The organism is Thermophilibacter sp. ET337 (genome assembly GCF_024733715.1).
GTDB lineage: Bacteria > Actinomycetota > Coriobacteriia > Coriobacteriales > Atopobiaceae > Thermophilibacter.
Genome location: NZ_JANRHO010000003.1, coordinates 230,424 through 244,927, shown reverse-complemented (window position 1 = coordinate 244,927; position 14,504 = coordinate 230,424). Strand labels below are relative to the sequence as shown.

11 protein-coding genes are annotated in these 14,504 nt (G+C 66.8%); all 11 read left to right on the top strand.

The features are described 5' to 3' along the window. The first annotated feature begins 854 nt into the window (after positions 1-854). The 11 genes from NW198_RS04615 to NW198_RS04565 all read left to right on the top strand — a co-directional run bounded on the left by NW198_RS04615 (position 855) and on the right by NW198_RS04565 (position 14,410). Entirely contained in the window at positions 855-3,101 is a 2,247-nt protein-coding gene (locus tag NW198_RS04615; RefSeq protein WP_258340186.1) for a BTAD domain-containing putative transcriptional regulator, read from the top strand. A 130-nt stretch (positions 3,102-3,231) separates the two neighbouring features. Next, positions 3,232-5,985, top strand: a complete 2,754-nt coding sequence (secA, locus tag NW198_RS04610) for a preprotein translocase subunit SecA (RefSeq protein ID WP_087314970.1) — start codon at positions 3,232-3,234, stop codon at positions 5,983-5,985. Next, positions 5,986-7,107, top strand: coding sequence for a peptide chain release factor 2 (gene prfB / locus NW198_RS04605; RefSeq protein WP_258340185.1), 1,122 nt, complete (start codon positions 5,986-5,988; stop codon positions 7,105-7,107). Further along, positions 7,104-7,976, top strand: coding sequence for a YitT family protein (locus NW198_RS04600; protein WP_258340184.1), 873 nt, complete (start codon positions 7,104-7,106; stop codon positions 7,974-7,976). Before prfB ends, NW198_RS04600 begins: the two co-directional genes overlap by 4 nt. 149 nt (positions 7,977-8,125) lie before the next feature. Continuing rightward, positions 8,126-9,148, top strand: coding sequence for a cell division ATP-binding protein FtsE (ftsE, locus tag NW198_RS04595; RefSeq protein WP_087314964.1), 1,023 nt, complete (start codon positions 8,126-8,128; stop codon positions 9,146-9,148). After that, complete coding sequence (gene ftsX, locus NW198_RS04590) at positions 9,135-10,061, top strand: permease-like cell division protein FtsX (RefSeq protein WP_258340183.1); 927 nt, start codon at positions 9,135-9,137, stop codon at positions 10,059-10,061. Before ftsE ends, ftsX begins: the two co-directional genes overlap by 14 nt. Before the next feature lie 120 nt (positions 10,062-10,181). Then, positions 10,182-12,251, top strand: a complete 2,070-nt coding sequence (gene rnr / locus NW198_RS04585; RefSeq protein ID WP_258340182.1) for a ribonuclease R — start codon at positions 10,182-10,184, stop codon at positions 12,249-12,251. A 55-nt stretch (positions 12,252-12,306) separates the two neighbouring features. Beyond that, positions 12,307-13,158: a lipopolysaccharide assembly protein LapB gene (locus NW198_RS04580; protein ID WP_087314959.1), complete on the top strand. Its 852-nt coding sequence runs from the start codon at positions 12,307-12,309 to the stop codon at positions 13,156-13,158. Beyond that, positions 13,145-13,660, top strand: coding sequence for an SsrA-binding protein SmpB (gene smpB, locus NW198_RS04575; RefSeq protein ID WP_087314957.1), 516 nt, complete (start codon positions 13,145-13,147; stop codon positions 13,658-13,660). The genes NW198_RS04580 and smpB overlap by 14 nt, the downstream gene beginning before the upstream one ends. Positions 13,661-13,714: 54 nt before the next feature. After that, on the top strand, positions 13,715-14,227 hold the full coding sequence (locus NW198_RS04570) for a flavin reductase family protein (protein WP_087314955.1): 513 nt from the start codon (positions 13,715-13,717) through the stop codon (positions 14,225-14,227). Positions 14,228-14,269: 42 nt separating this feature from the next. Further along, positions 14,270-14,410: a rubredoxin gene (locus NW198_RS04565; protein WP_087314954.1), complete on the top strand. Its 141-nt coding sequence runs from the start codon at positions 14,270-14,272 to the stop codon at positions 14,408-14,410. The last annotated feature ends 94 nt before the right edge of the window (positions 14,411-14,504 follow it).

Sequence of the window (14,504 nt, the reverse complement as noted above, 5' to 3'; positions counted from 1 at the left end):
GCATGGGGGAGGGCCCCGGCTCGCGCCGGGGCCCTCCCCCTTCGCGTTCCGCAGTGACAGTTTTCTTCCTGTTCTCTTTCGCTCAACATACCAATCGCTTACTAGTAGCAACACACCCAACAATAAAAAACAACAAAATGAGACGTTAACTAATGCTGATTAGTGATATCTTCGGTATGTCGTCTCGATTCTTGGTGGAAGGGTGTTGATGCTGCATGGCCAATCTTGTGCCGGAGCTCCTGTGCTCCTCCGCGCTCTCTTCGTTTGGCTCATTTGGGCACTCGCGTCTTGTGGCGATTTGCGCAGAGCCGGGCCTTGGCAGTCGCGCCGTCATTTCAGATTTGCTCTCTGGCGCTGCCGCTGCTGGCGCTCGCATCTTTCGTCACGATCTCGGCGCACTTGATATAGACTCCGCCGTCAGCGTCATTCGTCGTGTTGCCCATTCTGCCATGAAGGCTTCCGACTCAGTGGTCGTTGGGCTGGACGACCTCCCCGCTCCTGACGAGTGCTCTGCCCCGCGTCTCGCCCGAGCTCTTCGACGCCTGTGGGAGTCCGGTGCATCCGTCGCCTTCTCCCTCCCTCCTGAGGCGTCTCAGATACTTGAGCTTCTCCCTGAGTGCCAGACGGTCCGCTCGCAAGATCTTCTCGTCCGTTCCGTCGCTCTTGCGCGTCCTGATGATTCTCTATATGAGCTGCGGCGTCTTACGCTTGGCATTCACGATCTCGTCTCTAGTCTCGCAGACATCTCTGAGGATGATTTGCGATCGGACGCTGTCCCTCAGGCCTATCGTGACCGCCTCTCGGCTCTTGTCACCACCTCGCTTCGCCGCTCCCTGTCTGATGAGGAGATCAGGTTGAGGCTATGCCTGTTCTTGCTCGGCGAGGGTACGATCGATGACCTACGATGCGCCCTCGACTTCGTTTCCGAGGAGATTCTGGAGTGCATTCGCGTCTTTGTTCCCTACTTTCAGCTCGAAGGTCCTCATTGGCGGTTTCGCACGTTGCCTACCTGCAGCCCCGCCGCGCTCTCGCGATCGCTGCACGGCCTCGCCCCGACTTGCTCCCTCTTTCCTGACGTGGCGTCCTCATGCGTCAGGGTTCTGCTCGAGCGCGGGTCTTTCGAGCGCGCCGCTCAGCTCCTCGAACTCCCCGTCGAGGACGCCGCCTTTGCCCATGCCCTTCGTTTTGGCGCTCACTTGATCGACGCCGGCGGCGTCAATGTGGTCTCCACCGCGCTCGGCATGGTGGAGGGGGCTCCCCGGCAAGGCACCCTTTGTCACGCCCTTTCGCTGGCGGTCTCGGCCGTCATCGGGGAGGAGCTTGTTGACTTTGGGGCGTGCGGCCGTCCGCTCGAGGTGAGGGCGGGGGAGCGTCGAGACGCGCTGATGCTCATCGACGCCCGTCGCGCCCTCCAGGCAAAGCCGGCGCTCGTCGCGTTTGTCGACGACGCGTGGTCCGGGCTTGGCAGGAGCCTGCTGGTTCATCGCGAGGCCTGCGACCTGCTCCGAGAGGGCGCCGCCGGTGCGGCAATGAGGCTCCTCGTCGCCAACCCGTGCTGCGGCCCTGTCAGGACAATGTCTGACGCACTTCTGCTCGTTGATTACGAGATTGCTCGTCTGCTGCTGTGTGATGACGGCGGCAACGACGGGGATCGGGTCGCCCAGGCCCTGAGAATGCTTGAATCATCCTCGTTTCGGGGAATGGAGGGGTATGCCTGCTGCCTGGAGGCCGTCAGGGCGATGCTGTCGCCGAGCGTCCGCGCCCCGAACCTCGACGCTCTTGCCGCGCGATCCGAGAGGGCGGGCGACGTCCTCCCCCAGGTCGCCGCTCTTGTCGCCGGATGCATCGTTGACCTTCGAGGCTCATCGTGCGCCAGGGCGAACGTGAGGGCGCTGCTTGCCATTGCGATTGCCAGGCGTGCGGGGCTCGTCCACCTCTCGAGAGTTGCCTCGCTGCTCGGGGACATCTCCCGCTTTCTTTTGGGCGACGTTTCGAGACGCGAGGCTCCCGGAGCGGCCCGTGATGAGCTCGGGGCGATCAGGCTTCTGGCGCACGAGGCCATGAGCGCGGAGCATGGCCCGGCTGCCGTGGAAGATGAGCTGGGCGGACGCGTCCCGCGCGACTGTCTCTGGCTCGTGCGCGTTCTGAGCGAAGGGTTTGGAGCGTTCTCGCAGCTGTTCAGGCGGACGTTGCCGCTGAGCTGGAGACATGCGCTCGAGGCGGTCAGTGGTCCGCGGGGCGAGGAGAGGCTTGCCGGCGCCGGCATGCCGCCGGTGGCGGCCGCAACAGGCCTGCGGGACGCGCCGCCGCTCGTACGCGCGGAAGCGCCGGTCAAGGTGTCTTTGCTCGGGGGATTTTCGCTGTTTGTCCGTGACGTCCGAATTGTCGACGAGAAGATCGATCACAGGAATGCAAAATCGATGCTCACGTACCTGCTCCTTCGCCATGGGCACAGCGCCCGTAGGAGCCAGATCTCCGGGCAGATCTGGCCGGAGAGCGACTACGTGCTGGGCGCAAATCGGGTCTATCAGGCCACGAGCGTGCTTCGGGCCGCGGTGGCGGAGATCGACCCGTCCCTCGACCCATTCGTTCTCGGGAGGTCGACGAGGTCGATATCGATTGATCCTTCCGTCGTGGCCTGTGACGTGGACGAGCTGAGGCACTTTGCGAGAGAAGTGATAGATGGCGAAGACGACGCGACGGTGGTCCGGGTCGCGCGTCAGGTCGAGCAACTCTATGTCGGCGACCTCTATAGCCCCGCCGCCGACTGCACCGGCTTCGTGGCGAAGTGCCGCGAGGAGCTGCGGTCCCTCTACGTCGACGCGATGGTCGCGGGGTCGGACGCCGCGATGCGCCTGGGGAGAGCCCGAACGGCCGCGAGGCTTGCGGGAAACGCGCTGGAGGCGGACGGGTTGCGAGAGGATGCGGCAATCGCGCTCGTGAGCTCGCTGATGGCGGACGGAAGGGAGCTCGAGGCGGGGCGTCAGTACCGTCGATATGCCCGAAGGCTTTCCCAGGCGACCGGGAAGTCTCCCTCCTGGCGCCTGCGTCAGGTCGCTCGGGATGAGCCGACGGGTGAGGAGGGGGAGGCAAGTGCATGAGTGCCGAGGGCTAGAGTGCGCTTTTGGTGAGAGGACGGGAGCGTGGCTTTTCGCAGCGGTGGCTATGAGTAAAGTGGTGAACATGAGTGTGCCATTGGGGCCACGCTGAGATTTCTTACAGGGGAGTCGCATGCCTAACTTTCTCTCCAAGATTCTGTCCATCGGTTCGGACAGGGACCTGAAGGAGTTCGAGCGCATCACCGCTCGCGTGAACGAGCTCGAGCCTACGTTCGTCGCCATGAGCGAAGAGGAGCTCCGAGGCTGCACCGCGGCCTTCCGGGAGCGCTACGCTCAGGGCGAGACCCTTGACGACCTGCTCCCCGAGGCCTTCGCCGCCGTTCGAGAGGCATCAAAGCGCACGACCGGCATGCGCCACTTCGACGTTCAGATCATCGGCGCGATCGCCCTCCATCGCGGAACCATCGCCGAGATGAAGACGGGCGAGGGCAAGACGCTCGTCTGTACCCTCGCCGCCTACCTCAATGCCATCCCCGGCAAGGGCGTCCACGTCGTCACCGTTAACGACTACCTCGCCAAGCGAGACAGCGAGTGGATGGGCCGCATCTATCGCTATCTCGGCATGTCCGTCGGCCTCATCCAAAACGGGATGCGCCTCCCGCTCAAGAAGCCTGCCTACGAGGCCGACATCACCTACGGCACCAACTCGGAGTTTGGCTTTGACTACCTGCGCGACAACATGGTCACGAGGGCGAGCATGCGCGTCCAGAGAGGGCACCACTACGCAATCGTCGACGAGGCGGACTCCATCTTGATCGACGAGGCGCGCACCCCGCTCATCATCTCCGGCGCCGGTACCAAGTCCGCGAGCACCTACAAGGACTTCGCCCGCGCCGTCCGCGGCCTCACCCCCGAGGTCGACTACACGATGGACGAGGCCAAGCACACCATCGCCACGACGGACGAGGGCCTCGAGAAGGTCGAGCGCGCGCTCGGCATCGAGGACATCTACGCCGACGTCTCCGGCCAGCTCGTCAACCACCTCCAGCAGGCGCTGAAGGCGGAGTACATGTTCCACCGCGACCAGCAGTACGTGGTCATCGACGGCGAGGTGAAGATCGTCGACGAGTTCACCGGCCGCATCATGGAGGGCAGGCGCTACTCCGAGGGCCTGCACCAGGCGATCGAGGCGAAAGAGGGCGTGAGCGTCCGCGAGGAGAACCAGACGCTCGCCACCATCACGCTCCAGAACTACTTCCTCATGTACGACAAGCTCTCCGGCATGACGGGTACCGCCATGACCGAGGACGCTGAGTTCCGCGAGGTCTACCACATCCCCGTGCAGGTCATCCCGCCCAACAAGCCGGTCGCCCGCATCGACCACGACGACCTCGTCTACCGAACCATCGACGCCAAGTTCAAGGCGGTCGCCGACGACGTCGTCGAGCGCCACGCCAAGGGCCAGCCGGTCCTCGTGGGCACCGTCTCGATCGAGAACTCCGAGCGTCTCTCCCGCATTCTCGACAAGCGCGGGATCAAGCACAGCGTCCTCAACGCAAAGCACCACGAGCGCGAGGCCCAGATCGTCGCCCAGGCGGGCCGTGAGGGCGCCGTCACCATCGCGACCAACATGGCTGGCCGAGGCACGGACATCCTGCTCGGCGGTAACCCCGAGCTTATCGCCATGGACTACCTGCGCGAAGACGGCATCGATCCCGAGGAGGCGACGCAGGAGCAGCGCGACGACGCGCAGAGGCGTGCCAAGGAGCTGTGCGAGGGCGAGAAGCGCATCGTCCTCGCCGCTGGCGGCCTCTGCGTCATCGGAACCGAGCGTCACGAGAGCCGACGCATCGACAACCAGCTCCGCGGTCGTTCGGGCCGTCAGGGCGACCCCGGCGAGACCCAGTTCTATCTCTCGCTCGAGGACGACCTCATGCGCCTGTTTGGCGGGGACCGCATGGACCGCATCTCTGCGATGATGCAGAAGTACGACATGCCGGACGACATGCCCATCCAGGCAAAGATGGTGACCAAGGCGGTCGAGAGCGCCCAGCGCAAGATCGAGGAGATCAACTTCGCCATGCGAAAGAACGTCCTCGACTACGACAACGTGATGAACACCCAGCGCCAGGTCATCTATGAGGAGCGCAACAAGATCTTGGACGGCAAGGACCTCATGGCCCACATCGACGAGGTCACCCTCGACACGTGCGAGCGCGAGGTCCGCGGCTTTGCCCCGCAGGACCGCGGCGAGCAGTGGGACGCCCGCGGCCTGTCGCTGTGGCTGGGCGAGCTCACCGGGCGCAAGGACCTGCCCACGGTGGACCCGGAGGAGGACCCCGAGCCGGAGGAGGTCGTCCAGCAGGTCGTCGACTTCGTCAAGAAGTGCTTCTCCGAGAAGGCCGAGAATCTCGGCGACGAGGCCATGCAGGCGCTCGCGGCGCAGGTCATGCTCCGCGTGATTGACACCCGTTGGATGGCCTACCTCCAGGAGATGGACTATCTCAAGACGGGCATCGGCCTGCGCGGCTTTGGCCAGCGCGACCCCCTCGTGGAGTACAAGGGCGAGGCGTACGCCGCCTTCTCCGAGCTCGTCTCCACCATGTACGAGGACTTCCTGCGCACGATTCTGCGCCTCGAGGTCGTCGTGAAGCCCGCCGTCCCGCAGGCGTCTGCCGCCGACGAGATTCCCGATCAGCTCCGCGGCGCCCGCTACTCCGGTCCCGCCGAGACGGACGGGACCCAGGGCGCGCGTCTGGCCCAGGCGCCCGCGGGAGCTCCGCAGGGCGCTCAGCCCGCAGCGGGAAAGCCGCTGACGTATCGCAAGTCCGATGACCCGGACCCCTATGTCGGGGTCGGGCGTAACGACCCGTGCCCCTGCGGCAGCGGCAAGAAGTTCAAGAACTGCCACGGCAGGAACCTGTAGATGGCGGACGTCTCGCCCCAGTCCATCGACGCCCTCGCCGCGCGCCTGACCGAGGTCGAGGGCTACCTGCGCCTCGAGGAGAAGCGCCACGTCGTGGCCGAGCTCGAGCAGAGAAGCGCCGACCCGGACTTCTGGAACGATGCCGACGCCGCCCGCGAGACCATGGCGCGACTCGCGGCGGCCCGCGACGACGTCGAGGGCTTGGCGCGAGCGCGCGCCAAGCTCGATGACGCCCGGGCCGCGTACGAGCTTGGCGAGGAGACCGGGGACGACGACCTGCTCTCTGAGGCGGGGACGCTGCTCGAGGGCCTGGAGCACGATCTCTCCGAGCTCGAGCTCTCGAGCTGGTTCACGGACGACCTGGACCACGGCGACGCCATCGTCACCGTGACCCCGGGACAGGGCGGACTCGAGGCCCAGGACTGGTGCGAGATGCTGTTCCGCATGTACCAGCGCTACTGCGAGCGTCGCGGCTGGAAGGTGACCGTCAACGACGCCGAGCCGGGGGAGGCGATCGGGCTTAACCGCGCCACGTTCACCGTGAGCGGGCACAACGCCTACGGCATGCTTCGCGCCGAGCAGGGCGTCCACCGCCTGGTGCGCATCTCGCCCACCGACGCCAAGAAGCGCCGCCAGACCACGTTCGCCGGTGTCGAGGTGCTTCCGGTCCTGCCCGACGACGTGGAGGTCGAGATCGACCCCAACGACCTTCGCATCGACGTCTACCACGCGTCCGGCCACGGCGGCCAGGGCGTCAACACCACCGATTCCGCGGTTCGCATCACCCACCTGCCCACTGGAATAGTCGTGACCTGCCAAAACGAGCGCAGCCAGCTTCAGAACAAGGCGTTCGCCATGAGCGTCCTCAGAAGCCGGCTCTACGAGATGGAGCTCGCCCGTCGCGCCGAGGAGCTCGACGAGCTGCGCGGGCCCAAGCGAGACATCGGCTTTGGCAACCAGATCAGGAGCTATGTCCTGTACCCCTATCAGCTCGTCAAGGACCTTCGCACCGGGGTGGAGACCAGCAACGTCGACGCCGTGCTCAAAGACGGCGACCTCGACCAGTTCGTCGTCGGGTATCATCGCTGGTCGGTCGGCGAGGACGAGGGGCAGGCATCGTGAGCTCCATCCCTTGGCGGACGATCGTTCATGACGCCTTTCTGATCGTCGCCGGGTCGCTCATCTTTGCCATCGGCGTCGACATGTTCGAGATTCCCAACGGTCTGGCCGCGGGAGGCGTGACCGGCTTGGCCACGGTCTTCTATGCGATCGCGGACAAAATGGGGTTCTATCTTCCCGTCGGCCTGCAGACCATCGTGATGAACGCGGTTCTTCTCGCCTTGGTGGTGCGGTCGGGAGACCGCGGCTACATCGTGCGAACCATCGGCGGAATCATCGCCTGCGGCCTGCTCACGGACTTGCTCGCCCCCGTCGTTCCGGTGCTCGGGGGAGAAAGCGACCTTCTGCTGTGCGCCCTCTGGGGCGGCGTGATCACCGGCGTGGGGCTCGGCCTGGTCTTTAGAACGGGCGGCAACACGGGGGGCACCGACATCGTCTCGCAGATTCTGGCGAAAAGGGCGGGCATGCCCGTGGGCACTGCCGTCATCATCGTCGACGGCGTCATCATCGCGTTCTCCGCCACGGTCTTCTCGGTCGAGCAGGCGCTCTATGCCGCGGTGGCGATGTTCATCTGCGGTAAGGTGATCGATGCCGTGGTCGACGGCCCCCGCTCGGCGAGGGCCGCCTACATCATCTCGACCGAGCACGAGCGCATAGCCAACGAGATCCTCTACACGCTCAACAGGGGGTGCACCGAGCTGCAGGCCCGCGGCGTCTGGAGCGGCAACAGCCGTCCGGTGCTCATGTGCGTGCTCGGCAGGTCGGAGAGCATGCGGCTCAAGCAGATCGTCGCCGAGGTGGACCCCGAGGCGATCGTGGTCATCTCGGAGGTTCACGAGGTGTTCGGCGAGGGGTTCCGCCGCATCGGATGAGGCGCCGCGCGCCAGGGCCTCTCACCCGTCTCGTATGGGGAGCTTCTGCAAAAAGATGAGCCAAACCCCTCCACCGGGGGAGCGATGCTGGGGTTTTGCTAGACTGTGGCACGTATCTGCCCATCTTGAGCACAAGAAAAGGAGCGTCTGTGGCCAGTCACTTTCGCAGCACTGAGCGACAGGGGTCGGAGGTCGACGAGCAGCTTGACGTCGTCTCTGGCGTGGCTCCGCAGGAGGTAGACGAGTCGTCCGACATCGTCGAGACCGTTCCCGAGACGTCTGAGGCCCCCGCGGCCCCTGAGGTCCCCGCGGCGCCCGTGGCGCCCGAGCCGTCTCAGGAGGACGTCCTCGAGGAGGTTCACGCCGTCACCGCCAGCGAACCTGCCGATTCTGCCGAGCAGCCCGGCTTCACGAGCGTCTTCGCCCCGCTTGCGGGCGAGGAGGCCCCTGAGGTCTCGCGCACCGGCACCCCGACCGTGTCGTTCAAAAACGTCACACTCATCTACCCGGCCCAGCCCAACAAGCCCGCCCTCGACGACGTCAGCCTCGACATCTATCCCGGCGAGTTCGTCTTTGTCGTCGGCCACTCCGGCTCTGGCAAGTCGTCTCTGCTGCGCCTCATCACGCGCGAGCTGCGTGCCAGCTCCGGCCAGGTGATCGTTGCCGGTCAGGACCTGACCAAGATGCGCAACCGCAAGGTCCCGTATCTGCGTCGCCAGATCGGCACGGTGTATCAGGACTTCAAGCTGCTCCCCGACAAGACGGTCTACGAGAACGTGGCCTTTGCCCTCGAGTGCATCGGCAAGCCGAAGTCCGTCATCAGGGCGCAGGTCCCCGAGGTGCTTCGCCTCGTGGGCCTCGGCGAGCGCATGAAGCACTTCCCCGACCAGCTCTCCGGCGGCGAGCAGCAGCGCGTCTCCGTTGCCCGCGCGATGGTCAACCGTCCCCCGCTGCTCGTCTGCGACGAGCCGACGGGCAACCTCGACCCCGCCATTTCGCTCGGCATCATGAAGCTGCTCGACCGAATCAACCGAGCCGGAACCACGGTCATCATGGCGACGCACGACCGCGAGATGGTCGACTCCATGCGCAGGCGCGTCATCGCGCTCGAGGCCGGACACGTGGTCCGCGACCAGGAGAGGGGAGGCTACGGTTACTATGGCGCCCTCTAACATCGGCTACTCTCTTCGTGAGTGCGGCCACCACTTCCGCCGCAACTGGACGACGGTGCTCGGCGCCGTGGTCACCATCTTCCTGTCCCTGTTCATCATCGGCCTCTTTGTCCTGGGCTCCGCCATGCTCAACAGCATGATCGGCGGCGTCGAGGACCAGGTGACCATCCAGGCCTTCCTCTCTGACGACGCCGACCAGGCGGACGTCGAGAGCTACCAGGCCGAGATCGAGAGCTGGGACAACGTCGAGTACGTGACCTACAAGACCAAGGACCAGGCGCTCGAGGAGTTCCGCACCTCGATGTCCAACCGTAACGCCGCGGACGCCGTGACCGCCCTCGACGGCGAGAACCCCCTTCCGGCCTCGCTCGTCGTGCGCGTGCTCGATGCGCAGGAGGTCGAGTCCACTGCCCAGCGCATCATGGACGACCCCGCCTTCGCGGAGATCTGCGACGACTCCTCCAATCCCGCCGGTGACGTCCAATACGGGCAGGGGACCGTCGAGCGCCTCCTGAGCCTGGCGAGCTACATCCGCATCGCCGCGGTCGCGCTCGTCATCCTGCTGACCTTCGTCGCCTTCGTGTTCATCAACAACACGATTCGCCTGGCGATCACCGCGCGCCGTCGCGAGATCGGCATCATGCGTCTCGTCGGCGCGTCCAACGGCTTCATCCGCGGGCCCTTCATCATGGAGGGAACGGTCGAGGCGATTATCGGCGCTCTTCTCGCCATCGCCGCGCTCGCCGTGGGCGCCAACACGCTCCTTCCGGAGCTCCAGCAGAACCTCTCGTTCCTTGCGTTCGAGATCCCGGCGACGACGCTCTACATCTGCTTCGCCGGCCTGCTGGTCATCGGCGTGATCATTGGCCTGTTTGGCTCCGCCATCGCCATGAGGCGCTACCTCAAGGTGTAGCGAGAGGCACGTCGAGCCTCAGAGCACGGTGACGTCGCCCGACCCCGCCTTGCGGGGTCGGGCTTTTTCTGTCGCGCCCGTGGGGTACCATCGAGGAAGTCAACGCGAGAGGAGACGCGCATGGGGAGGGGACGTCCGCACCATGGCAACCGGAGGCGCGGCAGGTCGGGCGGGCCCCGCAGCCGCGCTCGGACGCTCATCGGGACGCTCGTGGTCTCACGTCCGGGGGCGGCCCACGTGGAGACCCCCGAGGGGGAGTTCGAGCTTGCCCGAGGCGGCCAGCGCGAGGCCATGAACGGAGACGAGGTCGAGGTCGCGCTCGTGGAGCAGCGCGGAAGACAGGCCCGGGCCGTCGTCCGCTCCGTCATCTCCCGCTCGGTGACCACGTTGCTGGGAACGTTTGCCCAGGCGGGGCCGCTGGGGGTCGTGACGCCGCTCGACACTCGTCTCGGCCACGACTTCTTCGTGGTGCCCGAGGACCCGTGCGTCGGGCGCCTGGGCGTCCGCGAGGGCGACGTCGTGCTCGCGCGCGTCGCGGAGTACCCCACGCGAAGGAGCTCGGCGGTCGTCACCATCGAGCGTCGCGTCGGCACGCCCGAAGAGCTCGACCTCAACGTCGAGGCGGTCGTCGCCTCGTATGGGCTGGCGGGCGAGTTCTCCCGCGCCGTGCTCGAGCAGGCCGAGAAGATCGAGGCAAACGTCGCCGACGCCCTGGCCGCTGACCCCGCCCGGCGCGACCTGCGCGACGTTCTCTGCGTGACCATCGACCCCGTCGACGCGCGCGACTTTGACGACGCCGTGAGCGCCCAAAGACTCGAGGACGGGGGCTACGAGCTCGGGGTCCACATCGCCGACGTCACCCACTACGTTGCCGCCGACACCCCGATCGACAACGAGGCGAAGCGCAGGACGTGCTCCGCCTATCTCGTCGACCGCGTCATTCCCATGCTCCCCGAACGGCTCTCCAACGACGTGTGCTCCCTGCGTCCCGGCGAGGACCGCCTCGCCATGAGCGTCATCATGCGCCTGGACGCGCGCGGGAACCTCGTCGGGGCCCACATGCGCCCCTCCGCCATACGCTCCGCCGCCCGGCTGAGCTATGACGCCGTGGACGCCCTGCTCGAAGGTCGCATGGGTGGCGAGGGACTGCCCTGCGCGCAGCGGCGCTCCCACGAGGTTTCGGCCCTGCTCGAGATCCTCGACGAGGTGCGCGCCCTGCGGGAGCGCGTGCGGCGCGAGCGGGGGGCCGTTGACTTCGAGACCGTGGAGGCCAAGGTGACGCTCGGCGAGGACGGGCGGCCGACGGGCGTCTCCGTGAGACGTCGTACGCGGGCGACGGGCCTCATCGAGGAGGCGATGCTGCTCGCCAACGAGTGCGTGGCCAAGCGGCTTGCCGACGTGGAGGCCCCGGCCGCCTACCGCGTGCACGAGGCCCCCGTCGCCGACGACCTCAGGGCCTGCGCGCAGCCGCTGCGAGAGCTCGGCCTGCTCGACGGCGCCACCGCCGCGGGGCTGCTCGCGGGCGACCCCTTCGCCCTGCAGGCGGTCCTTGAGCGCTCGCGGGGCACGTCGACGGAGTACGTGGCGAGCGCGCTTTTGCTCCGCGCCCAGCGGCGTGCGGTCTACCTGCCCGTCAACGAGGGTCACTACGCGCTCGGCGCCCCGGCCTACTGTCACTTCACCTCGCCGATCAGGCGCTATCCGGACGTGCTCGTCCATCGTGCGCTCAAGGCGCTTCTGCACGGGCAGGTCGGGGGACGCGCGATGCGCGCCCAGGCGGCCGCGCTGCCCCAGCTGTGCCGGACCTGCTCAGAGCAGGAGCGGGCGGCAGACGCTGCGGGGCGGGCCTCGCAGCGCGTCAAGATGGCGGAGCTGTTCTCGGGGTTTCTGGGCGAGCGCTTCTCGGGCGTGATCTCGGGGTGCGCGAGCTACGGCGTCTTCGTGACGCTGGACGACACCTGCGCGGAGGGGCTCGTCCCCGTGCGCTCTCTAGGAGACGAGTGGTTTGCCTACGACGAGGCACGGATGACGCTGACCGGAGAGGAGTCGGGGGAGGTCTGGGGCCTCGGGCGCCGGGTGGCGGTGGAGGTCACGGGGGCCGACCCCGCGCGTGGCCGCATCGACTTCTCGCTTGCCCGGGACGGCCGCCCGCGGGGCGACGCTCGCCGAGCTGACTCGCCCGCGCGATAATGGGGAAGACTAACGCTTTAGGGAATGTGCGCGGCGAAGGCCGCCGGGAGGATAGATGAGCCAGACTACGATGACTGACGACCTCGAGCTTGCCGAGGGCCTCATGCTCCAAGGTCAGCCCGAGCGCGCCCGGGAGGTGCTCTCCCGCCTCGCCGAGGACGCCGAGGAGTACGTGGACAGAAACTGCCCCACGACCGACGAGGTCCAGTGGTTCAGCTTTCCCACGATCTTCGAGCGCCTCGCGTATCGGCGCGTCGAGAAGGACCCGCGCGAGCTGCGTGACGTGGGCGAGCCGCTCGACCGCCTCTACAACGACCTCGCCCTCGCCTGCGTCCAGGCCGGCGACTACGACGATGCCATGGAGGCGCTCAAGCGCGCCGTCCGCTGGAACCCCATGGACTGCAGCTATCGCCTCAACCTTGCGGACCTCTTCCGCGTGGCGGGGGACGTCCAGGAGTACCTTGCCCTGACCTATGGCGTCTTCGAGCGCGCGAGCGACGCGCGCCACCTCGTTCGCGCGTTCGTCAACTTCGCCGGCTGGTTCGCCTCGACCGAAAAGCCGCGCCCCGCAGCCGCCGCCCTGCGCGCGGCCCGGGCCCTGGGGGTCTCGGACGGCACGCTCGAGGCGGCCCTCGACCAGGCCGCCGGGACCGATCGCGACCCGGACCTTCTGGACGACGCCGAGATGCGCGCCCTTCTCGCCGAGGAGGGGCTTCCCGACGGCGCCAACGCCGAGATCGCGGTCTGCCTGCTCATGTGCGCGGGAGACGCCGCGGAGCAGGGGGCCCGCGACGTGGCCGCGAACCTCGCGCTGAGGGCCCGCGACCTCGTGGGGGAGCCGGCGGCCAAGGCCCTCCTCGAGCTCATCCACGAGACGGACGAGGAGGCGGCCCATGGCAAAGAGTAAGGTCGTGCGTCAGGCGGCCGCGGCCGCCGCGAAGCAGGCGAAGCCGGGCAAGCGAACCATCGCGAAGAACCGCTCCGCCCACCATGAGTACTTCATCGACGAGACCTTCGAGGCGGGCATCGAGCTCACGGGCACCGAGGTCAAGAGCCTTCGCGAGCGCGCCTGCCAGCTGACCGACGCCTTCTGCCTCATCCGCGGGCGCGAGGCGTGGCTGCACGGCGTCCACATCCACCCGTACTCAAACGGCGGCGTCTGGAACGTCGACCCGGACCGCAAGCGCAGGCTGCTGCTGCACCGTCGCCAGATCGACTACCTCGACGCAAAGCTTCGCCAGCGAGGCCTCGCCCTCGTCCCCCTGGAGATCTACTTTGACGAGCACAACCGCGTCAAGCTCGCAATCGGGCTCGCGCGAGGCAAGAAGCTCTACGACAAGCGAGCCGACATGGCGCGTCGAGACTCCGACCGCGAGATCGCCCGCGCCCTGAAGGAGCTCAACCGGTAACGAGCGCGGAGAGGGGAGGCCCTTTTCCACGCTGCCCACAGGAGAGGAGAAGACATGGACGCTAGCGCGCTGTACAAGTTCTCGTCGGGACTCTACGTGGTGTCCGCGGATGACGGCGAGCGCCCGGGGGCGTGCATCGTCAACACCGGGCTCCAGGTGACCTCCGCGCCGCTTCAGGTCTCGGTCACCGTGAACAAGGAGAACTTCACCTGCGGCGTCATCGAGCGCGCCGGGCACTTCTCGCTCGCCGTGGTGGACGAGTCGGCCGACATGCTCTTCGTGGGTCGCTTTGGCTTTAGGACCTCCGCCACGGAGGACAAGTTCGACGGCATCGCGAGCGCCGTCTCCGCCACGGGCGACCCCTACCCCACCGAGCACGTCTGCTCGTTCGTGGCGTGTCGGGTCGTTCAGACCGTGGACGTGGGCACGCACCTCGTCTTCGTGGGCGAGGTCGCCGACGCCGGAAACCTCTCGGGCGTGGCGCCCATGACGTACGCCTACTATCATGGGATCCTCAAGGGCAAGACGCCGCCGAAGGCCTCTTCCTACGTTGAGGGTATAAGTTAGGTCGGGGCGAGAGGCGCCCTCACACGACGAAAGGAGCACCGTATGGCCGAGGAGAAGAAGTACACGTTCCGCTGCACCGTCTGCGGCTGGGAGGTCACCGTCGACACGCCCGAGCTGCCCGAGGACCTGGTCTGCGAGGTCTGCGGCGTGGGCCCCGACATGTTCGAGCTCGTCGAGGAGTAACCCGACGGTCTCGCCTGACGGCGTTTGCGGGGGCGGCTCCTGCGGGGGTCGCCCCCCGTCTTGTTTAAGCTCTTTGTTGATTTGTCCACGGCTC